At 67.3% G+C, this 23565-nt stretch carries 17 protein-coding genes and 1 tRNA gene; 8 read left to right on the plus strand and 10 right to left on the minus strand.

The features are described from left to right. Positions 1-131 precede the first annotated feature (131 nt). The 6 genes from GX414_15525 to GX414_15550 all read right to left on the minus strand — a co-directional run bounded on the left by GX414_15525 (position 132) and on the right by GX414_15550 (position 8667). Positions 132-1391, minus strand: coding sequence for a hypothetical protein (locus tag GX414_15525; GenBank protein ID NLI48511.1), 1260 nt, complete (start codon positions 1389-1391; stop codon positions 132-134). Positions 1392-1602: 211 nt separating this feature from the next. After that, positions 1603-2871 carry an aminopeptidase P family protein gene (locus GX414_15530; protein NLI48512.1) on the minus strand — a complete coding sequence of 423 codons (1269 nt, stop codon included), beginning with the start codon at positions 2869-2871 and terminating at the stop codon, positions 1603-1605. 149 nt (positions 2872-3020) lie between these two features. Then, complete coding sequence (locus tag GX414_15535; protein NLI48513.1) at positions 3021-5246, minus strand: hypothetical protein; 2226 nt, start codon at positions 5244-5246, stop codon at positions 3021-3023. Between the two features lie 25 nt (positions 5247-5271). Then, positions 5272-7077: a hypothetical protein gene (locus GX414_15540; protein NLI48514.1), complete on the minus strand. Its 1806-nt coding sequence runs from the start codon at positions 7075-7077 to the stop codon at positions 5272-5274. Positions 7078-7127: 50 nt separating this feature from the next. Then, on the minus strand, positions 7128-7652 hold the full coding sequence (locus GX414_15545) for a 2-C-methyl-D-erythritol 2,4-cyclodiphosphate synthase (GenBank protein NLI48515.1): 525 nt from the start codon (positions 7650-7652) through the stop codon (positions 7128-7130). Next, positions 7636-8667 (minus strand): PIN domain nuclease, encoded by a 1032-nt coding sequence (locus GX414_15550; GenBank protein ID NLI48516.1) that lies wholly within the window; start codon positions 8665-8667, stop codon positions 7636-7638. Before GX414_15550 ends, GX414_15545 begins: the two co-directional genes overlap by 17 nt. Before the next feature lie 286 nt (positions 8668-8953). Between GX414_15550 and GX414_15555 the strand changes: the two genes are divergently transcribed. Then, positions 8954-10072, plus strand: coding sequence for a DUF1624 domain-containing protein (locus GX414_15555; protein ID NLI48517.1), 1119 nt, complete (start codon positions 8954-8956; stop codon positions 10070-10072). Positions 10073-10082: 10 nt separating this feature from the next. Here GX414_15555 and rnhA read toward each other — a convergent pair whose 3' ends face one another. The 3 genes from rnhA to GX414_15570 all read right to left on the minus strand — a co-directional run bounded on the left by rnhA (position 10083) and on the right by GX414_15570 (position 12975). Further along, positions 10083-10592, minus strand: coding sequence for a ribonuclease HI (gene rnhA / locus GX414_15560; protein ID NLI48518.1), 510 nt, complete (start codon positions 10590-10592; stop codon positions 10083-10085). Further along, positions 10576-11367 (minus strand): GTP cyclohydrolase I FolE2, encoded by a 792-nt coding sequence (locus GX414_15565; GenBank protein ID NLI48519.1) that lies wholly within the window; start codon positions 11365-11367, stop codon positions 10576-10578. The genes rnhA and GX414_15565 overlap by 17 nt, the downstream gene beginning before the upstream one ends. Positions 11368-11532: 165 nt before the next feature. Further along, positions 11533-12975, minus strand: coding sequence for a hypothetical protein (locus GX414_15570; protein NLI48520.1), 1443 nt, complete (start codon positions 12973-12975; stop codon positions 11533-11535). Between the two features lie 452 nt (positions 12976-13427). Between GX414_15570 and GX414_15575 the strand changes: the two genes are divergently transcribed. Both GX414_15575 and GX414_15580 read left to right on the plus strand, forming a co-directional pair. Further along, positions 13428-13501 (plus strand) — tRNA-Gln (locus GX414_15575). 270 nt (positions 13502-13771) lie between these two features. After that, a complete protein-coding gene (locus tag GX414_15580) occupies positions 13772-14500 on the plus strand; it encodes an SDR family oxidoreductase (protein ID NLI48521.1) in 729 nt (242 codons plus the stop codon). A 259-nt stretch (positions 14501-14759) separates the two neighbouring features. Here GX414_15580 and GX414_15585 read toward each other — a convergent pair whose 3' ends face one another. Further along, positions 14760-15674, minus strand: a complete 915-nt coding sequence (locus GX414_15585) for a hypothetical protein (protein ID NLI48522.1) — start codon at positions 15672-15674, stop codon at positions 14760-14762. 254 nt (positions 15675-15928) lie between these two features. Between GX414_15585 and GX414_15590 the strand changes: the two genes are divergently transcribed. The 5 genes from GX414_15590 to GX414_15610 all read left to right on the plus strand — a co-directional run bounded on the left by GX414_15590 (position 15929) and on the right by GX414_15610 (position 23298). Beyond that, entirely contained in the window at positions 15929-16747 is an 819-nt protein-coding gene (locus GX414_15590) for a hypothetical protein (GenBank protein ID NLI48523.1), read from the plus strand. Between the two features lie 120 nt (positions 16748-16867). After that, positions 16868-17563: a zinc metallopeptidase gene (locus GX414_15595; protein NLI48524.1), complete on the plus strand. Its 696-nt coding sequence runs from the start codon at positions 16868-16870 to the stop codon at positions 17561-17563. An 89-nt stretch (positions 17564-17652) separates the two neighbouring features. Then, complete coding sequence (locus tag GX414_15600) at positions 17653-20409, plus strand: hypothetical protein (GenBank protein NLI48525.1); 2757 nt, start codon at positions 17653-17655, stop codon at positions 20407-20409. Further along, positions 20406-21554 (plus strand): hypothetical protein, encoded by a 1149-nt coding sequence (locus tag GX414_15605; protein ID NLI48526.1) that lies wholly within the window; start codon positions 20406-20408, stop codon positions 21552-21554. The genes GX414_15600 and GX414_15605 overlap by 4 nt, the downstream gene beginning before the upstream one ends. Positions 21555-21663: 109 nt before the next feature. Then, the gene (locus GX414_15610) at positions 21664-23298 is read left to right on the plus strand and encodes a dipeptidase (GenBank protein ID NLI48527.1); all 1635 of its coding nucleotides are present in this window, start codon (positions 21664-21666) and stop codon (positions 23296-23298) included. Positions 23299-23565 lie beyond the last annotated feature (267 nt).

Genomic DNA, 23565 nt, shown 5'->3' on the forward strand with positions numbered 1-23565 from the left:
CACCCATTCACCGATTCACCCATTCACCGATTCACCCATTCACCGATTCACCCATTCACCGATTCACCCATTCACCGATTCACCCATTCACCGACTCACCGATTCACCGTTCCCCGATGAAATTCAAACAATCATCGGCACGCCGGATCGAAATGATTGCTCAGGTCCACTTCCGTCCAGTCGTGATGCTCCGGGACTCTGAACCAGATTTTGAGGTCCGCCGGCACGACCACCATCTGGTAGCTGGTGTATGTGGGGAAAAACGGCCCGCCCTCCGAGGTTGGCGTGCTCATGAGCTGCATCATCCGTTGGGGTGTGATCGTTCCTTTATGTTTGTAGTTCATCATCATTAAATTGAACAACCGCAAGATGCTCTGGCCGGTATCGGTGGAACTTCCCGGCGGGGGCAAGCTCAATCCCCACGACGGATCGATGAAGTCGTTGGTGGCCACCAGCGATTCGTTGTCAAACGGCGCCCGCTTCGTGTATTTGCCCGGGATCCATTCGTAGGAGAACGCGCCGTTCGTGTCGGCCGCATTGATGATGCAGCCGACCGTTGTGCGGGCCGACGCGAAGCGCCGGTCCAATTCCGCGGTGTCGGCTGAGTGCTGGACCAGTTGGAAGAGCTCCAGGTAGGTGTCGATGTTTTTCGGGCTGGTCGCGATGTTCGCAGGTCCCTGTTGGGCCTGCCAGCGTGCATACGGGACATCGCCGTTGTTCAATTCCAGAAACAACCCCGCCCGGTTGAAACCGGAGGTCAGATACACCGAGCCCACATATCCCACTTTGGCGACGGGGATGCTCCCGTCATCGGGGTTATAAACCACAATTTCCGTGTACCGGTTGATGACGTTGCTTAAATCAAAATTGCGCCCGGCGATCACCTTGGCGTCGGACGTATAGGGCCCCCACACGGCGTTGAACGAACAGCCACCCGGAGCCGGAGAGTCTGCCGTGAGAACATGGAACAGTTGGATGTAACTGCACACGAGATACGCCTGGTCACCCAGGCCCGATGTCTCCGCGATGCCCTTCATCATCGCGTCATACTGGGGATACGCCGCATAGACCGCCTGCAGTTCCTTCTCGCGCATCGCCATGTCTTTTGCGGCCGATACCAGCGTTGGATTATTCATCATCTGCCGGTGCACCTCGTTCAAGACATCCTTGCGCATCACGCCGTACTGCCGACCCATTTCGCGATAATTCCCATGCAGTTCAACCACATGCAGCGCGCCGTATCGATACAGTTTCCCCTCGCCGCTGGTGCTGATCAATTGACCGGAGCCGCGATGACTGCTTCCTGTTGTATCCGCCGCCGGCACAGGTTTCGGGAAACTGACTGCCCAGAAAATTTCTAAGCAACATAGAAGCACAGACGTCCTTGTCATGTTGACACCCTCTTCATGATGATGGATTCGGGGTGCAGGGCGGCTTGCCCTTCGCCCACCCCACCGAGGCCGCTCCACCCGCGCCACTCAGCCCGCCGCCGACCCCAAGCCGCATGGCCGAGACCGGAATCATCCGAATTGATCAATGGCAGATGACCAATGAAAAATGATCAATAGCAACGGCCTCGCCCCGATTCACCGATTCACCGATTCACCGCTTCCCCACAAGGTGGAACTTCTCCTGCCGCGGCCGCACCCACTCGATCTCCGCGGCGGACAGAGAGGCGTCCTCCTCCAGCATCATCCGCACCTCCTGGCCGTCCCACTCGGGCACCGCGGCGGCGGCGTACAGCTCGACGGACCACCAGGTGTCGGCCAGGATCATCCGGTCGCCGCGGACCGGGATGACCTCCTGGCGGTCCCACAGGCCCACCACCGGCCCCGCGCCGTGGCCGTGGTCGCCCACGGGATGGGAGTAGACCGCCCCCATGATCCCCTCGGCGCGCATCGCCGCCAGCGCAGCCGTCAATGCCTCGTTGCCGGTGCGGCCCGGACGCAGCTCGGCCATGACGATGTCCTGGAGCCGGTTGCCCGCCGCCAGCGCCCGTTTCAAACCCGGCGGCGCGTCTGTCTCGTCCGGCCGCAGCACGTAGCCCATGTGCTGGGTGTCGGTGGCCAGCCCCGCGGCGGTGAGGCCCAGGTCCACATGGATCACGTCGCCCGTCTCGATGACGGTCTCCGTGTCGTCGGGGGGCTTGAATCCGCCGCCCATTCCGCGCCGCTGCACGTCCACCGTGGGGTGGAACCAGACACCGCAGCCGAGGCGGGCCGCTTCTTGCCGCAGCCACCACACCACGTCGGTGGTGGTGGTCCGACCGGGCGTGATCACCTCAGCCGAGAAGGCCCGCCCGATCAGGTGGTGCGCGACACCCATCAGCGTCCGGTAGAAGGGGAGCATCTCTGGCAGGCGCAGGGAGAGGTACTCCACCGCCAGGTTGTCGTTCCGGACCAGGCGGGCAGCCCAGGACGGCCCGAGCGCTGCCTCGAGCAGCTCGCGGTCGCCGGCGGACAGGCCGTCCGCCAGCGCCGTGCCCGTGGAGATGTTCACCGCGATGGCCGCCGGCTGCCGTTCCTCCACCAGCCGCCGTAGGAGTGCCCAGGAGAGCCGTTCGCGGGGCGCCTGTTTGGCCAGTTCCGGATCGCGGTACGGCTGGTACAGTCCGCCGCTGGCGCTGCCGCCGATCACCCGCCGCTCCACACCGGCCTCACCGCGGTCGCAGAAGACGAGGATGGAACGCCGGTGCGCCGACAGCTCGGTGGGCGCCACCAGCGAGAAGAACACCGGGTCCTCGTTGTACTCGCTGGCGACCACGAGCCACATGGGCACGCCCGCTCGGCGCATGACCGCCGGCAGGTTCCGTTCCAGGCGGAGCCGCAACCACTCCTGGCGGAGGGCCGCCTGCTCGCGGAGCGTCGGCATGGCCGTGGCCGGATCGGCGGCGCCGGTGATGGAGGCGCCGGTTTCGGCGACGATCACAATGCCAAGAACACCCAGGGCCAGGACGGCCCCGACGACGACGGCAAAGGGTCGGCTCACGGAATTTCTCCTCACGATGGGCTGTCGACGGGTCACTTGAGCGGCGGCTCCACGGCCAGCACCGCAACGTTGCCGGCATAATCCATGGCCCGCACCAGAAGCTGCCGCACCTCGGCGGCCAGCGCCGACACGACCAGCTTCGACCGTTCCACCGTCTGGTCGCAGATGCCATCCTCGGGGAAGAGCGGTTCCCAGCGCCGTCCGCCGTCCGCCGAATACTCCAGCGCGTGGATGGGGCTGCGCTCGTCGGCCGCCTCGATCCGGACCTCCAGTCCCTGGGCGGTCCGGCCCGATTCCAGCGCCCGGAGCCGCGGCGGCCGCGTGTCCACGGTAACCACCGGGCTCACCAGCGTGTCGGTACCGGCCTCGCCCGGCGGATTGGCCGGGGCGTCCGAAACGGTCACCCGGAACAGGTAGTCGCCGTCGGCCAGCACGTCCGGGTCGATGTTGAGGAACTGCTCCCGCATCCCGGCGGCCAGGCGGGTCCAGGCCGTGGCGCCCACGGAACGCATGTCCACGGCGTATTCCCGCAGGTCGCCGTTGGGGTCTTCGTCGGTCCAGCTCAGCGACACCTGGCCGGTCTTGAAGACTTTGGGCAGTTGCATGGCGCCGCTCATCCGGGTCAGCGCCGCCAGGATGTGGGGCGGCAGCTCCAGCGTGGACGCGGCGCCGTAGTCGGGCGGTTCGCCCGGCTGCATCATGGGCGGCTGCTTCTGGAAGACCACACCCGGCGGATTCACCGCCACGGCCAGCAGCCGGGGCGCCTGGTTCCGCTGGGCGTAGCTCACCGCCAGGCGCTCCACCCACAGCCCCGCCAGGCCGGGTGCCTTCCCGCCGCCGGCGGTCAGGGTGACCCGTACCTGGAAATAGCGCGCCGGCGGGGCGCCGATGACATAGACGGCATCGCCGCCCGACAGCGCCTGCCAGTCGGTCCACGTGGCGTCGGGCCGGGCGGTGTTGCCGCAGCGGAACGCGTACTCGCCACGCACCCCTTCGGGCAGCGGCGCCGTCACGGTTCGGAGCACGCCGAACCGGGCGACGGTGCCCGCATCGGCCACATCGGACACCCACTCGCCGGCGCCCGCCGCCTCGGCGCCCAGCCGATACACCCGGCCCTGGTTCGACGTGAACACCAGGATGCCGTCGGCGCCCGGGAGCAGCGCGGTCACCTGCTCCTGACCCGACTCGGCCAGCACCAGCCGCGACCGGTCGGGCTGCCGGGCCAGCAGCCGCCCCCGGGTGCCGGTGCCCAGAATCACCGTGCCGTCCGGCTGCAGCGCGAAAGCGAACGCCTTGTCCTCCTCGGACCGCCAGATCGGCACCGCGCCGCCGGTTTTGTCCAAACGGTAGACGGCCGCCACGTCGGCTGACGCAGTCGCCGCCGTGCCGATGGCGGCGGCCATCGCGTCGGTCTTGGTCCGCTTGGCCTTGGGCGTCTCGTCCCGTTGGAACACCGACACCACCACGTCGGCCGCGACCGCTTCGGCGGCCCCGGTGGTTTTCGTCTCGCCGTCTGCCGACTCCTTGCCATAGGCCAGCGCGTACACCACCCCGTAGCGATCCACGGCGATCTGGCGGATCTCGGCCAGCGGGGCGTCGAACAGCGACACCGCTCGGCCGTCGGTGCCGATGCGCAGCAGATAGCCCGCCGGCGCCGTGCCCGCCAGAAACTGCCCGTCGGCCTCCGTCACCAGGCTCAGTACGTGGGTCTGGTCCGAGTCGAACACCACGGCGGGCTCACCCTCGCCCACGCGGTAGATGCGCCCCTCCACGCCGGTGCCGGCGTAGAGCGCGCCGTCGCGGCCCAGGGCCAGCGCCCAGACATACTTGCACTTGAGCTCGGCCAGCACCGCGCTCTTGCCGTCGCGGCCCACGCGGTATATCCGGCCGCCGGGGCTGCCCGCGACGTACAGCGTGCCGTCGGGCCCGGCCGCCAGCGCGAAGATGTCGGGCTCTTCGGCGTCGAACACCTCGGTCACGCCGCCCTGGGGCTGGAGCTTGAAGACCTTGCCGTCATGCCCTGTGCCGAAATAGACCGTCCCGGACGCATCGCGCACCGCCGACAGGATGTACGGCTGACCCGAATCACCCAGCTCGCGCAAGCCGGGGGCGGGCACCAGCCGCCCGTCGTCGGTGACCGCCAGGCCCTTGACCTTGCCTGCGCTGAAATCCTCATACGAATCCAGCTCGTACCAGCTGGGCCGGACCGCCTGCGCCGCCGCCGGCAGCGCCGCCAGGACCAGCAGCGCGACGACCAAGGTGCGCGCGGCGCGGGACCTTCGATTATTCGGGACGGATATCCAATTGGAAGTTCTGGGCGCCGGTGATGACATAGTTCTGGTCTCCAAGGCTTTTCTCCAAAAAATGGATGTACCGCAACGGCACGCTGGCTCCCTGGGTGCGGGAGCCGCTGAAGATGTCGAGCCAGGACGCCGGCAGGGCCGGGAACGAGTGGCCGCGGGAGAAGATCCCGTCGCCCTTCCGGTACAGCTTGACGTAGACGGTGGCGTTCTGGCGCAAGTTCCGGAGCGCCCCCACGAGCTGCCGGGCCGTGGACACGGTGAACAGGCCTGGCTCCAGCTGGCGGTCCAGCTGGGTCAGCGTCGCCCCGTCACCGACGAACACCTGCACCGGGCCGGCAGGCAGGTCCGCCGGCAGGTGCAGCGGGAAGCCCATGGCGGTCATCCGCCCGTCCTGCTGTTGGAGGTTGATTTTCAGGTTGACGGTTTCGCCCGCCCGGACCTCCGCCCGATCCACCTGCACCGAATCGATCCGGGCAGCGCTCAGCTCGTCGCGGATGACGGCCTTGACGCGGACACCAGCCACGTCGAGATCCTTGTACCCGGAGCTGAAGATGTACTGCAGCGGCACCGCCACGAACAGCGCCGCCTGCTGGGCCGCGGTGAGCGGGCTCGAAATGACGTTGCGGATCGGAATCGTCTCGCCGCCGGTCAGGGTGATCTCCGCGGTGATGTCGATGGTGGCGGCGCCGATGGCCCGCTCTTCGGCCTGCAAGAAATTGAACAGGGCGTAGTTGACCAGGAACGGCGTCAGGAACGGGTCGCGCACCACCTCGATCGCAAACGCCGCGGGCGGCTTGCGCGGCGTCTCGACGGTGACCGCGACCGGGATCAAGTCCGGCCGGGCACCGAGCCGACCCATGACCCCGAGGAGGCGGTCTTGGAGCACGGCGCCCACCGGCTGGCCGGTGGTGAAGAATTTGAACGAGTTGTTCAGGTTGCGGACGACGGCGAGAATCTCGGAATCGTGCAGCGGCATGGCGGTCCGCCCCGCCTGCAGGAACGGATGGCCGAAGGCATACACGGTCTCGCCGTCCACCTCGGTCACGGTGCCGCCGGCGCCCATGCCGATGTCGCCCCGCACCAGGGTGACCACGGCCCCCGCCCCGGGCGCCAGGGGCGGGGATCCCGCCGCGGCGCCGCCGGTGGCGCCGGCGGAGGCACCGCCCAGCACCGGCACGAAACCGAGGTCGCGGAAGACGTCCCGAAACTGCTCCAGCACCGCCGGCGTGCAGCCGGACAGCATGAGCGGCGTCCCGATGGGCCGCAGCGCGGCCGCCTCACCGCCGCCGAGGGGCGGCGGCAGCGCCAACGCCGTGCGCATGTCCGGACTGGCCATGCGATCCAGCATCGTCCCCACATCCAGGACGCCGCCCGGACCTCCGGCGGCGACCGGGCCCGGCTCGGTGCCGAACAGCGCCCGCATCTGCTCGAACGGCGTGACGCCGGCGACCGGGTCGGTGGTGTACGGGAACGAGTACGCCAGCGCCCCCATGAGCTTGCCGTCGATGTAAACCGGCGAGCCGCTCATGCCGGAGAACGGGCCCGTCCGCTCGATCTCGGCGCCGCTCAGCCGGATGAGCACCACGTCGTAGCCGGAGATCGACTTCTCCAGCACCCCCAGCACCTCCGCCGGGAATTCCACGACCTGGCGGCCCTCGAGACAGGTGCGGACGGTGGCGCTCTGGCCCCGTTTGACCTGGGCCAGGGGATACACCTCCGCCGCGGCGGCCGGACCGGCCAAGGCGGCGATCGTTGCGATGGCGAACCAGACGCGCAGCTTGTTCATCGTGTTCCTTTCCGGATTGTTCCCCGGGATGCCCCGCCGGCGGCGTCCCGTCAGCGGATCTTCTGCAGCAGGATCACGGCCTGCGCCATGATCCCTTCCTCACGGCCGGTGAAGCCGAGCCCCTCGAACGTCTTGGCCTTGATGCCCACCCGGGCGGGGTCCACGCCGAGGCCCTCGGCCACACGCCCCGTCATACGGGGGATGTGCGGGGCGAGTTTCGGGCGTTCGGCCACAATGACGCCGTCCACGTTGACGATGGCCCAGCTCCACCGGGCCAGCAGATCGCGCATGTCCTCGAGGAACCGGATGCCCGGATAGCCGCGCCATCGCGCCTCGCCGGGCGGGTAGTGGCAGCCGATATCCCGCTGCCCCAGCGCGCCCAGGATGGCGTCGGTGATCGCGTGGGCCAGCGGGTCGGCGTCGGAGTGCCCCTCGAGCCCCGCGGGGTGGTCGATCTGGACGCAGCCCAGCCAGAGGGGGCGGCCCGGGACCAGGCGGTGCACGTCCATGCCGGTGCCGATCCGGAGTTCGCCCGGCGCGGCGGCCGGGCCGGCGCCGTCAACGGGATTTGCCATTTTTCTGCTCCGCGGCGGTCGGGCTCAGCACCCGGCCGATCTTGCCGAAGATCATCTTGCCGGCGGTGGTCTGGAGCAGGCTGGTCACCACGATCTCCACGTTGCGGCTGATCAGGGACCGCGCCTCGTCCACCACCACCATCGTGCCGTCGTCCAGGTAGGCCACCCCCTGGTTTTCTTCCTTCCCTTCCTTCAGGATGAACACCTTCATGGTCTCGCCGGGCAGAACCACCGGCTTGAGGGCGTTGGCCAGCTCGTTGATGTTCAGCACGCTGACGCCCCGCAGCTGGGCCACCTTGTTCAGGTTGAAGTCGTTGGTAATGATCTTCCCCTCCATCTCGCGGGCCAGCTCGATGAGCTTGAGGTCCACTTCCTTTACTTCGGGAAAGTCCTTCTCGACGATCTGTACGTTGACCCCCACCGTCTTCTGAATGCGCTGCAGGATATCCAACCCGCGGCGGCCGCGGTTGCGCTTGATGGAGTCCGATGAATCGGCGATCATCTGCAGCTCGTGCAGGACAAACTGCGGCAGCACCAGCACGCCGTCGAGGAAGCCGGTCTCGCAGATGTCGGCGATGCGGCCGTCGATGATCACCGAAGTGTCGATGATCTTGGGGCAGACCAGCGGCGACCTGTCGGCGGTGAACAGCCCCTCAAACACTTTCGCGTTCAGGAGATTGCCCTTGTCGGCGCCCACAATGAGGCCCACATAGGCCATGAGCATGATGATCAGCACCTGGAGGAAGGTGCCGGCCGAGGCGGGGATGGCGGTCATCCGGCTGAGCACCAGCGAGATGAGCGTCGCGCCGATGATGCCGGTGATGGAGCCGATCAGCGCGCCGATCAGCGTCCGGAGACTCAGCCGGCGGATCCGGATCTCGAACAGGATGATGGCCAGCGCCAGCACGCCCCCCGCGATCAGATTGGCGGGCAGGTTGCTCCCGAACGGCCGGAGGGCGAAGGAGGCATAGACGAGCAGACAGCAGAAGATGACGCGGATGAACCAGATATCCATGGGATGAATCCTCCGAAAGAAAAAAATATGAACCGGTATGATGAGTCGTCTGTTATCAAATAACCGTGGAGGCGGTCCGGCCGAAAATTGAACACATTATAACAGAGTCGCCGAATCTGCCCGCGGGGTAAAACGCTTGCGGGCGCCGCCGGGACCTGTGATACACTTTGGATGCAAAGCCGGCGCTCCCGATTCGCCCGAGACGTCCGGCCCGCCGACCTGTGCGGCGCCGCCACCGGTTTCGTATCCGCCGGCCCGCACGGGAGAATCTGCCAGGCAGGCTTCCGTGACCACCGGCATTGTTCAGGATTCCTCCAGCCAGCGTCTGCTCTTCGTGGACATCGTCCGGGCCTATGCCTGCGTGATGATGGTGTTCGGCCACACGTTCAACGATCTGCTGAGCGAGTCCATCCGTCGCACCACCCTGTTCGCCGAATGGCAGCATTTCCGCGGCCTGACTGCGCCGACGTTCCTGTTTGTGAGCGGGTTCGCCTTCTACGTGGCCACCACCCGCTACTGGGACGACTACCTGCGCTGGTCGCCGCGCCTCTGGCGGCGCCTCCGCCGCGTGGCGCTGCTCCTGTTCATCGGCTACATGCTCCACCTGCCGTTCAGCAACCCGCTACAGATTTTCACGATGCCGCTGACCGCCACCCAGTGGCTCTCCTGGATGAACGTGGATATCCTGCAATGCGTCGCCGCCAACCTGCTGAGTCTGCACATCCTCATCGCCCTGCTCCGCAGCCGCCGGCGGTTCTTCACCTACATCGGGATTGCCATGCCGCTCCTCTTCCTGCTCAGCCCGCTGATCTGGTTCCTCAACGGCCAGGTGGTGTCACCGCAGTTGTGGAACTTCTACATCGGCGGTAATTTCAACTCGTACTTTCCCATGGTGCCGTGGGTGGGCTTCATGTACGGCGGCTTCCTGGCCGCCCACTGGCACCAGTCCCGCTTCAGGGCGCGCGACGACTGGCACGGTTCCTTCTTCCTGGCGGGGCTCGCCGTGCTGGCGATCGGGCTGCCGATTTACTGGCTGTTCCTCAGGCTGCCGCCCGAGCTGAAGTTCGGGACGCTGGCCGCCCACAGCCTGTGGCTCCGGCTGGGCTGCGTCATGCTCATCTTCACCGGCATCTCGGCGCTGGCACGCAAGGTCCGGTCGGTCCCCTGGATCATCCGGCTGGTGGGCTCGGAAACGCTGACGATCTACTGGCTGCACCTGCTCATCATCTACGGCTCGGCGTGGAATATCGGGCTGGTGCGCCGGTTCGGGCAATCCCTCAGCCTGTTGGAGGCGTTTGCTGTCTTCGTGCCCATGTTTCTGACGCTGGTGCTGCTGGTCGTGGTCAAGGACAAGGCACTGCACTGGTGGCGCGCCCGCCGGCCATCACCCGCGGCCGCCGACTGACCGCCGGACCTCAGCTCGGATCGTCCGGAATTTCCGTCGTCGCCCCACCCCCTTCCTCTCTCTCCATGGCCGCGATCGCGGCGCGGGCCAGTTCGTCGCAGCGGGCATTCTCCGGATGGGAGGCGACCGGATCGTCATGGTGGGCCGGGATCCAGCGCCACATCACCGCATGGCGGCCGGCCAGACGATGCAGTTCCTCCCAGAGCGTGCGGTTGGCCACGGTACCGCCCGGCCGGCGCCACCCCTTCCGAATCCAGTTGGGCAGCCACTCGGTCATCCCCTGCACGAGGTAGCGGCTGTCGGAGAACAGCGTGACCCGGCTGGGGGCGCGAAGCTGCCGGAGCGCCTGAATGGCGGCGGTCAGCTCCATGATGTTGTTCGTGGTGTGGCGCGCGGCGCCGCTGATCTCCTTGCGATGCTCGCCGGACTGGAGCACGGCCGCCCAGCCACCCGGCCCGGGGTTGCCGCTGCAGGCGCCGTCGGTGTAGATCGTGACCGCGTGCTTAAAGGGCGATGTCACCGTCGTGCTCTTTGTCCATCTCGATGAAGGCGTATGCGGAATGGTTGTGGATGCTCTCGAAGTTCTCGGCTTCCACCGTGAACCAGGCGATCCGCGGGTCTTCGCGCAGTTTGAGGGCGACGTTGCGGACCAGGTCTTCGACGAACACCGGGTTCTCGTAGGCGCGCTCGGTGACGTGCTTCTCGTCCTCGCGCTTGAGCAAGGCATAGAGTTCGGAGCTGCCGCAGGATTCCACGAGTCCGATCAGCTCCTCCAGCCAGATGAAATCGCGGCTCCGCACCTGCACGGTGACCAGCGAGCGCTGGTTGTGGGCGCCGTAGCGGCTGATTTCCTTGGAGCATGGGCACAGGCTGGTCAGGGGCACCCGCACGCCCAGGATGAAATCCAGCTCGGCGCCCAGCGTGCCGAGAAAGAAGCACTGGTAGTCCATCAGCGAGCGGGCCCGACTGGCCGGCGCCTCCTTCTCGATGAAGTAAGGGAACTCGATTTCGATGTGGGCGGTCTCGGCCTCAAGACGGTCGCGCATCGCTTGCAGCAGCTCGGGCATCTTGTGCACGGTCATCTCGCCGCGGTATTCGTTGAGGATCTCGATGAACCGCGACATGTGGGTGCCCTTGAAGTGGTGAGGCAGGTCCACGTACATGTTGATGGCGGCCACCGTCGACTGGGTTTCCCGAGCGCGGTCCAAAACGATGATGGGGTAGGTCACTCCCTTGACCCCGACCTTCTTGATATCGAGTTTGCGGTGATCGCGCATCCGCTGCACATCAATCATGACGTTTCGCCTCCGCGGCCAGTCAAGCCGGGTATTGTAATCCTTCACCCGGCGGATGGCCACCAGAAAAACTGAGCCCGCCGGAGCAGGCGGCCGCTTCGCTGCCGACCGCGATGGATGCGGCGGCGGCGGTTCAGGATTCGTCGGGACGGGGGGATGGCGGGCTCAGACCCGCGACCGTTTGAGCGTGTCCAGCACCTTCCGGTGACGGTCCAGTGACAGGTCGCGCAGACGCTGGAACTTGTCGAAGGGAATCAGGTTGTCGAATTCCACCGCCGTGCCGCCGGCGGCGTTGTAGATCACCCGGCCGCCGAAGGTGTCCTCGAATCCGGCCAGCGGGTCGCGCAGGGTTACCTCGGCGCGGGTGAACACCGGCACCGACTTGTGGGTCTTGATGAAGGTGCCGCCGGGGCTGACCGGCGTCGCCCGGGTGTGCTCGACGCCCTGACGCAGTGCAGCCTCGCATTCCATGTTCAGCGGCAGGCGGACAAAGCGGCGGCGGAAACCCTGCACCTTGGTCAGGGTGAATTCCAGGTTCTGGATGTTCTCCGGGCTGATGGCCTGGACGAATTCACAACCCGGGAAAAGCAGGCTGCGGTCCTTGACTACCTTGAAGAAGAGCGGCTCGGCGAAGATGATCACCGGCGCGCCCATGTTGGCCCGGGTCAGCTTGTGGCGGACAATGGCCGAGATGACGTCGAAATCGTTGAAGGAGACGTAACAGATGAAGGCACCCACCCCGCCCTCATCCTGACCCAGGTACCCCTCGAGGAGTTCCAGGTCCTGGATCTGGAGGGTGGCGTAGTTGCGCATGGTGGAGCTGATTCGCTGCCCCACGGTGTAGTCGCGGGAGAAAATCACCCAGACCAGGTCGCTGACCTTGCCGCTGGAGGGGAAGTAGCGCGGCATGTCGAGCGTCTCCAGCTTGGCGATGAGCGAGCGGATGAAATCGTCGAACTTCCCCTTGATGCCGTGGTACCACTCCTTGGGCAGGTTGCTTTGGGGCTGGATCAGCGACCAGCTCAGGCGGCCGGTGAGTTCCTGGTTCAGAATGGAGTGATGGTTCTCCCAGTGAAAGCTCAGGCCGAACTCGATGGCCTGCTGGAAGGCGATCTGGAGGAAGAGGTCGCGGAACGACTCGTTGGCGAAGCGGACGATCACGTCCTCCTCGAAGGTGATCCGGGCGTCGGTCTTGTGGAGCATGCACTCCCGATAGTCGCCGATCTCGGCGAAGAACGAGCGCAGGGTGCGCAGCAGCGAGGCGAAGGCGGGCCGGGCGTTGTCATAGTAGCTGTTGAGCCGGAGGCCCATCATGGACAGTTTCTTGTAGCGGATGTAGTTGATCTTCTGCCGGTCCACCGGGTAGTCGAGCTCCTTGAGCGCCGCCAGACAGCGGGTGGCGGTGATGGCGTCGCCGAGGAAGGTCTCATCGTACAGGTATTTCATCAAGGAGGGGAGGTCAACGATGTCCTCGATGATGGAGACATCCACCTGGTGGCCGTTTTTCTTCAGATGGTGGATCTGGTCGATCCCGGACAGGACCCGGCCCTGCAGGATCTCCATCCGGGCCTGTTCCACGCAATAGGTCAACCGAGTCAGGTCAAACATGATAACCACCCTTTCCTACATCACGCGACCTTATCATATGCACATCTCCGGGTCAAAGTATGACCTGTATCACAATTTCGTGAAATAATTGTCAAATCATCGGAAACACGGGAATTGGGCGAGGTTGGATGGTTCACAGGTTCGCAGGTTCACAGGTTCGCAGGTTCGCAGGTTCGCAGGTTCGCAGGTCCACAAGTTACCGGTTCGCGGGTTCGCAGACGTTTGATTGTTGATCGTTCGTTCTGCTCGTCTAACTTCTCTCGTCTACACTTTCTCGTCTCCCGTTTCCCATTTACCATCTCCCGTTTCCCGTCTCTCGTTTCCCGATTCCCATTTTCTGTCTCCCGTTTCCCGATTCACCCTTCCACCGTAATCGCCTGCCTCCTATCTTCCGAGTACTGTCCCTCTTGACATCCTCCTCCTGCGGCGGTATAGTGCGCCTTCGGTCCTGCTGGGAGGTCGTCCAATGGTAGGACTGCGGACTCTGGATCCGCCTATCGGGGTTCGAATCCCTGCCTCCCAGCCAAATTTTCAGCCGCCGGCTTCCACCGGCGGCGTTTTTTTTCAGCATCTCGGGATTTTTTTCGGTGAAATCAGGGCATCCAGCTTTTCACTCTAGACTTTCCCATCCCGGCTACGAACCGCAACGGCTGACTCCTCTCCGTCGTTCGCCGCATCTCAACGGCGACAGAACCCGCAAGCTGCCGGCGACCGGCAACCTGCGGGCTTGCGCGCCGGGCGGAATCGGATGACAGACGAAGCCGTCTTGCCCCGTCCCGAGACAATGGAGGAGGTCATGGCAGAAAAAATTCTGATCTACGGCGGGACAGGCGGCATCGGCTCCGCGACGGCCCGCACCCTGAAAGCGCGTGGGTACGACTTGCACCTCGTAGGCCGCGACCGCACCCGTCTGGAGGCACTGGCGGCGGTACTCGGCGCCGGCACCACGGCGGGCGATGTCACCGACACCGGGCTCTTCGCCCGGGCAGCGGCCGACGCCGGCGACGTTCTGGCGGGTCTTGTGTACGCCGTGGGCACCATCACGCTGCGCAACCTGTCGCGCCTCACCGAGACCGATTTTCTGAACGATTTCAGAATCAACGCGGCGGGGGCGGCCCTGGCAGTGCAGGCGGCATTGCCGGCGCTCCGCAAAGGCGGCGAACCGTCGTCTGTGGTGCTGTTTTCCAGTGTGGCGGCCCGGCAAGGATTTTCCCTTCATGCCTCAGTGGGCATGGCCAAGGCGGCGGTTGCGGGCCTGACCCTGTCGCTCGCCGCGGAACTGGCGCCTCAGGTCCGCGTCAACGCCATTGCTCCCTCGTTGACCCGGACGCCCCTCGCCGCCGGTATTCTGGCCAACGAGCAGACCGCAACCGCCATCGCCAACCTGCACCCCCTGCCCCGGTTGGGTGACGCCGCGGAGGTCGCCGCCTTGGCCGCATTTCTGATTTCACCGGAAGCCGGCTGGATCACCGGCCAGGTCATCGGCGTCGACGGCGGGCGCTCCACCCTGCGGGTCAGGAGTTGAGCGGCTGAAGCATTCCGCGATCACGAGACTCCGCGACCATGGGCGGCTCCGGATGGAACGGCGTGAAGAAGTGTGACGGCATGACGGTCTGGAGTGCGGCGGCATGACGCCGCTCTGGATGGGCGCGGGACGCGCAAGGCAACATCGCGGAGTGCGGTGACGCGCGCAAAGCACAATCTCGACGCCCGCGTCCCGCGGGAATCCAAAGCGCCGTCCTGTCCGCGCACTCCAAACAGGCGGGACGCCTGCGCCACCCGGATCAGCGGACTACCTGTTCCTCGCCGTTGGACTGCCAGTAACGGTCGATGACCGGCCGGAGCGCGGCGCGAACATCGTCCAGCGTGCGCGCGTGGTTGCGGCCCCACCAGGCCGGCCAGTCGGCCACCCGAAACATCCGCCCGACGCGGGGCGGGTGGGCGCCCGCCTCGAACGGGGACCGATAACCGCGCGGGGTGATGATGGCGTAGAGCAGGTTTTCGCAGGTTTGGCCCAGGGGCTGAGCCACGGTGCCCGCAACCGGGTCAGACGCGGCCGCGGGACACGGCGTTCCGGGCGCCTGGCCATACTCCCGCAGCTTCGTTTCCCAAAGCACCGGGCGCTCGTCCCCCAGGTGGGCAATGAGCACCGGCACCGCGTCCATCCCCACGGCACCGATCCGGTTCACCAGATCCAGGCGGTCCACCGGCGGCAGCGCCGGATCGGCCAGGCGGGTCAGGAGTTCCGGCCCTTCGGTCCAGCGCACACACCCCCAGGCATCGACCGCGAGCTGATGCTCCGTCACGGCGGACGGATCACCGGGGCGTTTGGATCGCCCCCGGGCCGCCTCCATTCTCCCCAGCAGCCAGGCGGGACCGGGACACGCCAGGCCGCCCTGGATGTACGCCACAATCTGACCGCCGCCGGCCAGGTCCACGTACACGGCGTCGGCCGCGCGATCGGGGTCGATGAGGTGCTGCCAGGGGACGCGCGATTCCCGCCCCAGCATCACCACCTGACGGTCCGTCTGCTGTGATGGTGACATCACCGGTTGGCTGCCTCCCTGCCCGAATGCCCGCGTGGCCGTCCCGCCGGCCACCAGCATGACCACCCAAGCGGCGCCGGCCATCCACCGACCCGTTGTGCGGATGCACTCTGCCGCCCGACCCGTGATCGCCGAATGGATGGAGTTCGCCATAGCCCCTCGCCGATCATGCCGAATGCGCCTGGATGCCCACAACCCGATTATAACAAACTCGATGGTCAGAAGGTGGCGCCGCGAGTTCGGCCCGATCGACCGGCTGTCACCAAATCATTCGCGAGGTCCATCCCAGACAACCGGGGGCAAACGATCCATTGACACCTCCGGTGAAGATTGTCAGAATTGGAGCGGCGGGGCGCAGTCACACCCCCACACGGCCGGTGCCCCAATCCGCACGCGGAGGAACCCGTATGATGCATCGGACCCGTCACCTGCCGCCTATCCTGTTGGCCGTGCTGCTGGGCGGCCTGACGACAACGGGCCCGGCTGCCGGCGGCGATCCCGTTCCCTCCCGGCTGATCCAGGTCTCGCGGCAACCCATCGACTCGGTGACGGACCTGGCCGCGCTCGGCCTGGGCTCGGCCAACAAGCCGAACGGCCGCATCTACCGCCTGCGCGAAACCCCCGATGGGACCCACCCCATCCAGGTGCCGCGGCTGTGGGGCGGACTGGAACTGGGAATCGTCGACCCCATTGAGTCCGGCTTCGCCGTGCTGTACCGCGCGCCGGTCATGTCCGGGCCCCAGAGCCGGGAAACGCAGGTGGTCCTATTCGACGCTGAGGGCCGTCCGACGCGCGAGCTGGACCTGACGCCGCTGCTGTCCAGTCCCGACCACCTGGAGGTCCAGGACTTCCGGTACCACGGCGGGCGGATCTACTTCAACGAAGCCTGCCAGTCCTACTCCCGGGAGGCCGGCGGCCGGTGCTCGGCCCTGGTCTGCGTCGATCTCGACACCGGACGGGTGCTGTGGCGGACGGCGCCGCTCGTTTCAAACAACATCTTTATCATCGACCGGAACCGGGTGTTCTGCGGCTACGGCTTCACCGCCGAGCCGGATTTCCTGTTCATCCTTGATGCCGACACGGGGCGCGTGCTCAGCCGGACCCCCATCGACAGCGCCCACGACTACATGGAGTTCCAGGACGGACACCTCCTGGTGACAACCTATCGAAGCCTCTACCGGTTCCGCATCGACCCGGCGGTGTTCGGGGAACCGGCGAACCGATAGGCGGCAGTCCGAGCGGGCGGTTAGACCTTTTGTCGACTGGCCGCATCCAATTCAGCGCGGCGGCACCAGCCGCCGCCAATCCGTACCGGCCCGGGGCCGGACGCACAATGTGAGGTGGGTATGTTCGGAATCGATCCCCTGTACTGGATGCTCATGCTCCCCGTGATGCTGCTGTCGTTCTTCGCCAGCTTCCGGGTCAAGAGCGCTTTCAAGAAATATTCGCAGGTCCGGACAGCCTTCGGGATCACCGGCGCCCAGGCTGCCCGTCAGATCCTGGACCGCAACGGTCTGGGTCACGTCGAGGTGGTGGAGACCCACGGCTTCCTTTCGGACCACTACGATCCGACGAAGAAGGTGGTCCGGCTCTCGCCCGAGGTGTACCGCAGCCCGTCGCTGGCCTCCGTCGGCATCGCCGCCCACGAAACCGGCCACGCCGTGCAGCATGCCAAGTCGTACGCGCCCCTCATGCTTCGGAACATGATGGTCCCCGTCGCCTCGATCGGCTCCAACTTCGCCTGGATCGCCATCATGGCGGGATTCGTCATCGGCCTGATGGGCCTGGTCAAGATCGGCATCCTGCTCTTCAGCGCCGTGGTGGTCTTCCAGCTCCTGACCCTGCCGGTGGAGTTCAACGCGTCCGCCAAGGCCAAGGAGATGCTCACCGGCTACGGGCTGGTCTCTACCGGCGAGCTGGCGGGCGTGAACAAGGTGCTCTCCGCGGCGGCCATGACCTACGTCGCGGCGGCCGCATCAGCCATCGTGACGCTGCTCTACTTCCTCCTGCGGGCCGGCCTCATCGGCGGCCGCGATGACTAGGGCGCCCGCGGCCGAACCCGTTCCTGCCGCCGACCTCCGCACCGTCCAATCGCGCGGGCGCGGCCGTCTGCGCCGTCCCATGTCCGGCCATGCCTGTTGAAGCGGCCGACGCCGGCGCCTTCTTCGAGCGGGCCCGCCTCGAGGCGGAGCGTTATGGCGAGGACGGCTGGGTCTTCCTGCGGGAGCTCGTGCAGAACGCCCGCGACGCCCGCGCCACCCGGATCGACTTCGAGACCGTCGCCGCCGGCGGTGACGAGCAACTCATTTGCCGGGACAACGGCGCCGGCATGTCGCCCGACGACGTGGACCGCTTCCTGCTCCGTCTGTACGCCTCCAGCAAGGAGGAGGCCCGGGACACGGTGGGCTTCTTCGGCGTCGGCTTCTGGTCGGTGCTGCTGTTCGAGCCGCGCGAGATCCGTGTCGTCACGCGCAACGGCGGGACGGTGTCAGCGTTCACCATCGATTGCATCGGCCGCCGGATCCGGCCGCTGCCGCCGCCGGCTGACCCGGTGCCGGGCACGATCATCACCCTGGTCCGGCCCGCGCCGGACGGAGCTGCCCCCGACGCGCTCGCTGTAACCGTCCGCGAGCAGCTCGACCGCTACGCCGGCTACGTCCGACCTCTACCGGGGATCCGGACCCTGGAACTGTTCTGCAACGGCGCCAGCGTCAACCGCGGCTTCGCGCTGCCCCACCGCCTGGGCCGCCGCTTCCGCACCCGCCGCTTCGACGGCGTGCTGGGCTTCGGCCCGGCGCCGTCGGTGCGGATCTACAAGGGCGGCATCCTGGTGCGCGAGACGGCGGGGCTCGACGAGGTGATTCCCTCCCGCCCCGTCCGCCTGCCCCGTTCCGGCTGGGGCTTGTTCCCCGTGGTAGCCATCAACATCGACGGGCTGCGCCTGCTGATGGACCGCCATACCATCTGCGAGGACCCGCTGCTCCACGAGGCGGTGCGCTACTGCGAGCGGGAGCTGCTGCGGATCCATCGGCGGCTGCTGAGCCGGCTGTTCCCGCTGGACTGGCGCAATGCCATGGCCAGCCTCTGGGCGCGCGGACGGACCCGCCTCGCGGGCGTCGCCGCCGGATTGGCGCTGGCGGTGGTCGCATTCGCCGCGCTGGTGTGGGCGGCGCCGCACCTCGCCCCCGGGCTGCCCGCTTGGGGCGGCGGCGATCTGCCGGGCCTACCGTCCACAGGCGGAGCGCCGCCGGCGGTGATGCGCACGGTGGACACGCTGTTTGCGAACTGGGGCGGCACCCGGACCGACCGCTCCGCCGACACTGGCCACCGCTGGGACTTCGAGTACCGCGGCCCCGACGGCCTGTTGTTCCAGGCGGGCGCGCTGGAGCGCTACGATCCGCGGCGTGGACCGGCGCCCGGCCCATTGCGGCTCGCCGGCCCTTATCCCGCCTTTGCCGACGACGCATCAGCGGGCCCGCCGGTGGCGGTCCGCCTCGGCGTGTCGGGGGGCGTCCCCCGCTTCGTCCTCCCGCTGCCGCCCGGTTACGTGCTGATTCCAGAAACACTCCGACTGGATGGCGCGCCCGTCGCGCCGGCGGGGCGGGACGCCTTCGGCGCGCCGGTCGTCGTGTTAACGCAAAGGGGTCATCTGGAATACCGCGCCCGGCCCGGCGCGGTTCCGTCCGCCGCACCCGATGAGCCGGAGCGGCCGGTCATCGACTGGCCGCCGGACGCCGCCGAAGCCTTGCAGCAGGTCGAAGGGCTGAATCCCGGAGACCGCGTGGAGCGCCTGGCCGCCTGGACGGCCGGCCGCCTGCGCTACTCCCGCGACCCGGCAACCGCCGCCGACCTGGCGGGCGGAACCGGCGAGTGGCTGGGGCGGGCGCTCCGCACCGGCGCCGGCGATTGCGACGTAATCAACGGCGCGCTCGTGCTGATGCTCCAGGGCGCCGGCGTGCCCGCCCATCTCCACGTGGGGCTGGTGGGCGAAGGGGGGGCGGCCCGGTCCGAGCTCCACGCCTGGGCCGCCTACTGGCACGACGGTTGGCGCACGCTGGACCTGACCCGACCCGACCCGTCCGCCCTGGGCGCCCCGCCGCCGCTGTGGGCCCCGGCGGTCGCGGCCCGGCCGCCGGCGACGGCCGCCGAGGCGGTGACGAAGCCATCACTCCCATTTCAGTTTTATCTCCTCGTCGGCGCGGCCGCCCTGGCTGCGGTCGGCCTGCTGGGCGCGCTCTGGCGTCGGCTGATCCGGCCGCGGCTGGACGAACCGCAGTTCGTCCGAGACATCTTCGAGCATTACTTCGCCTTCGGCTCCGGCCGCGACCCGCTGCGGCTGCGCTGCCGGCCGGTGCTGCCGACGCTCGGCGGGCGCCGTCTCAGCCTGCACCAGGCCCAGCGGCTGGCGGACCGGGGCCGGCTGCTGGGCGCCCGGCCGGGCTGCCCGCTGCTGCCGGGGCTGAACCGGCGCCGCGACACGCTGGACCACGCGGCTCCGGTGGTCGAGCTGCTGGAGCCATACCTGCCTCCCGTGACCTGGCTCGAGGATGTGGCGGGGATCCTGGCGGCTCCGCCGCTGCCGCCGGTGCTGCGGGAGGCGGAGGCGCTCATCCGCCGGCGGGACCCGTTGTTCCGGCTGCACCTTCTGCCCGGCTCGACGGACTTCCGCGAGGTGTACCTCCCGTTTCGCGCCGCGGCAGCCGGCCGCCGCCACGTGGTGGTGGGCGACCAGCATCCGGTCGGCGCCGCGATGCTCGGAGACGGCGCGGCCGGAAACGGCGATGGCGCCCGGCGCGCCGCGGCGCGGGTGCTGGCCAGAACCACGTTCTACCTGGGCGAGGCGGCCCCCGAGGTCGCTGCCGGCCTTCCGGACAGGAGCGGGCGATGAACGGGAATCACCTGCAGCTGTCCATCGATCTGGAAGCCGAACTCCGCAAGATCACGCGGGAGCAGCACCTCAACCAGGTGCATTACCTGGTGCAGCTCGTGCGACACGCCCTGACGCACCGGCCGCGGACCATCGCCATCGCGAGCACCCGCCGCCGCCTGGAACTGGCGCAGGACGGCGACGCCTTCGACGACGGCGAGTGGCAGATCCTGAAACTGCTGTTGCTCCGGCGCGACGCGCCGCCGGATCTGGTGCAGGCGGCGCTGTCCCGCCTCGAGGAGTGTCACGGCGTCGCCGTGCTGTCGCTCTTCCACCTGTTTTCCGCCGTCGAGGTGGCCACGGCCGGCAAGCGCCTCGCACTGACCGACGGCGCGGTGCACCTCCACACAGGCCGGCGGTATCTGGACGGCTACCGCATCCGGCTGGCTCGCGACCAGCGGGATCTCGGCGCCGAGCGGCGCGAGCTGGAGTTCTTCTGCGCCGGCGCCGCCGCCGAGATCCGCTACAACGGCCGGCGCATCAACCGGCCGGTGAAGCTGGATGACGCCCTCCTGAAGGTGCCGTTCGCCTTTGACTTCGGACTGGGCGCCGTGGGCATCCCGGCGGCAGGGGACATGAGCCGCTTCACCTACTACAAGTGCGGCGTCCGCTTCGGGTACAAGCGGATCGCCGCCGCCGACGGCCGCCTCGTGGCCGGCGTCTGGGACGACGCCCGGCCCGGCTTCGAGCCGTACTTCGCCCGCTCCATCCGCACAGGCGAGTTCTGCTTGCGGGCGCACGGCGAGCTCCCGTACCGCGCCGCCGCCGCCCGCTTCGGCGAGCTGGACGACGCGCACCGCCGCCGCGTCAAGCAGGTGCTCTTCACCCTGCCCGCCGACGGGTGGCCGGTCCGGTACGGCGCCTTGCCCCTGTTCCACTCGGTGCGGCGGGAATTCGCCTTGAGCCTGCGGGACCTGGACGCGCTGCGCGAGCGGTACGAGGCGGTGCCGTTCGTGTCGGCGCCTGACCGGACACTGCCCGACGCCATCCCCTGCCTCTCCAGCGAGGACGTCCACTTCCTCCGCGCCCGCCTGGGCCGGCCCCTCAAATCGTGCCTGCGGCGGCCCCGCGGCCGCATCGCCCGGTTCTTCGGACGATGCGGATAACCGCCCGCGTGAAAGAACCTGTAGCCGATCGGCCGCGATCCCCGTACAATAAGCGTTCGGTCCTCCGGGACCGGCGGCGTTGACAATTCCAAACACGGAGAACGACATGATGCGCATCACCCGGACAGTCCTGCTCGCGGCGGCCTGCCTGACGCTGGCGCTCACGCCCGCTCTGGCCTGCACCAACTTCATCGTCACCAAGGGAGCCTCGGCCGACGGCTCCGTCATGATCACCTACTCGGCGGATTCGCACACCCTGTACGGCCAGCTCAACTTCATCCCCGGCGGCCGCCACATCGAGGGGTCGCTCATCGACATCATCGACGACGACTCGCAGAAGTACGTCGGCAAGATCCGGCAGGTGGCCGAGACGTTCACCGTGGTGGGGCTCATGAACGAGCATCAGGTGGCCATCGGCGAGACCACCTACGGCGGCCGCGAGGAGCTGGTGGACCCGAAGGGGGGCATCGACTACACCAGCCTGATGACCGTGGCGCTGCAGCGCGCCCGCACCGCCCGCGAGGCCGTTCAAATCATGGGCGAGCTGGTGGCGGAGTACGGCTACTTCAGCTCCGGCGAGACGTTTTCCATCAGCGATCCCCAGGAAGCCTGGATCATGGACATGATCGGTAAGGGGAAGGAGAACAAGGGCGCCGTCTGGGTGGCGCTCCGCGTGCCCGACGGCTATGTCTGCGCCCACGCCAACCAGGCGCGCATCCGGCAGTTTCCCCTCAACGACCCGGCGAACTGCCTCTACGCACCGGATGTCATCTCCTTCGCTCGGGAGAAGGGCTATTTCAAAGGGGAGGACAAGGACTTCAGCTTCGCCGACACGTACGCGCCGCTCGACTTCGGCGCCCTGCGTGCCTGCGAGGCGCGGGTATGGAGCTTCTTCCGCCGCGTGGCGCCGTCGCTGAACCTGCCCATCGACTACGTCAAGGGCATCCCGGGCGCCACCCCCCTACCCCTCTGGATCAAGCCCGACCGGAAGCTCTCCGTCCGCGACCTGATGGAGCTGATGCGCGACCACTTCGAGGGGACTGAATTCGACCTGTCGCTGGGCGTGGGCGCCGGCCCGTACAAGCTCCCCTACCGCTGGCGCCCCATGACCTTCGAGGTGGACGGCGTCAAGTACGTCAACGAGCGCGCGGTGGCCACCCAGCAGACCGGGTTCTCCTTCGTCGCGCAGTCCCGGTCCTGGCTTCCCGGCCCCATCGGCGGCATCTTCTGGTTCGGCGTGGACGACACCGCCAGCACGGTCTATACGCCGATGTATTGCGGCCTGCGCGCCGTGCCGACGAGTTTCGCGGCGGGCACCGGCGACTTCAACGCGTTCTCCTGGGACTCCGCGTTCTGGGTGTTCAACTTCGTCTCGAACTACACCTATTCCCGGTACTGCGACATGATCCGGGACGTCCAGGCTGTCCAGCGCGAGCTGGAGGGCGCTTTCATCGCCCAGGTGCCCGAAGTGGACAAGGCCGCGCTGGCGCTCCACCAGCAGTCGCCCGAGCTGGCCCGCGAGTACCTGACCCGGTACTCCGTGGACCAGGGCGAGATGGTGGTGCGGCGCTGGCGAAAGCTGGGCGAGTTCCTCATCTGGAAGTACCTGGACGGCAACGTCCGCGACTCTCAGGGCAACGTCACCCATCCCGGCTACCCAGCCGACTGGTACTGCCGCATCGCCGAGGAACGGGGCGAAGTGCTCAAGGTGCGGCCCCTGCCGGGCGAGAAGTCCTCGCACTGAGCCTGCTCCCACCGCCTGGCCGAGTGCGACGAACGCGGCCAGGCGACCGGCCGAGTTGGACGGTCCGGTTCCGCGGATATCAAAATCCTGCCGGAGCACGGGTGACGGCGACAATTCCTAACAGCGACAATCGAAGATGATCAGGGCCCGGATCAGGACGATCCGGGCTTTTTCGTCCCCTGGCTCAGCCCGTCGTCCTCGCCCAAGGCGGAGCTGCTTTGCTGCACTTGGGATGGCAGCTGAATCCCACACGAATCCCTGCCCCGC

This window comes from Acidobacteriota bacterium (assembly GCA_012517875.1).
Lineage (GTDB): Bacteria > Acidobacteriota > JAAYUB01 > JAAYUB01 > JAAYUB01 > JAAYUB01.

Coding starts and splice junctions, on each gene's coding strand:
- GX414_15600 (NLI48525.1), top strand. CDS start 17,653: ATGCCTGTTGAAGCGGCCGACGCCGGCGCCTTCTTCGAGCGGGCCCGC.
- GX414_15580 (NLI48521.1), top strand. CDS start 13,772: ATGGCAGAAAAAATTCTGATCTACGGCGGGACAGGCGGCATCGGCTCC.
- GX414_15570 (NLI48520.1), bottom strand. CDS start 12,975: ATGTTTGACCTGACTCGGTTGACCTATTGCGTGGAACAGGCCCGGATG.
- GX414_15545 (NLI48515.1), bottom strand. CDS start 7,652: ATGGCAAATCCCGTTGACGGCGCCGGCCCGGCCGCCGCGCCGGGCGAA.
- GX414_15540 (NLI48514.1), bottom strand. CDS start 7,077: ATGAACAAGCTGCGCGTCTGGTTCGCCATCGCAACGATCGCCGCCTTG.
- GX414_15550 (NLI48516.1), bottom strand. CDS start 8,667: ATGGATATCTGGTTCATCCGCGTCATCTTCTGCTGTCTGCTCGTCTAT.
- GX414_15565 (NLI48519.1), bottom strand. CDS start 11,367: ATGATTGATGTGCAGCGGATGCGCGATCACCGCAAACTCGATATCAAG.
- GX414_15605 (NLI48526.1), top strand. CDS start 20,406: ATGAACGGGAATCACCTGCAGCTGTCCATCGATCTGGAAGCCGAACTC.
- GX414_15525 (NLI48511.1), bottom strand. CDS start 1,391: ATGACAAGGACGTCTGTGCTTCTATGTTGCTTAGAAATTTTCTGGGCA.
- GX414_15595 (NLI48524.1), top strand. CDS start 16,868: ATGTTCGGAATCGATCCCCTGTACTGGATGCTCATGCTCCCCGTGATG.
- GX414_15590 (NLI48523.1), top strand. CDS start 15,929: ATGATGCATCGGACCCGTCACCTGCCGCCTATCCTGTTGGCCGTGCTG.
- GX414_15585 (NLI48522.1), bottom strand. CDS start 15,674: ATGGCGAACTCCATCCATTCGGCGATCACGGGTCGGGCGGCAGAGTGC.
- GX414_15610 (NLI48527.1), top strand. CDS start 21,664: ATGCGCATCACCCGGACAGTCCTGCTCGCGGCGGCCTGCCTGACGCTG.
- GX414_15530 (NLI48512.1), bottom strand. CDS start 2,871: ATGCCGACGCTCCGCGAGCAGGCGGCCCTCCGCCAGGAGTGGTTGCGG.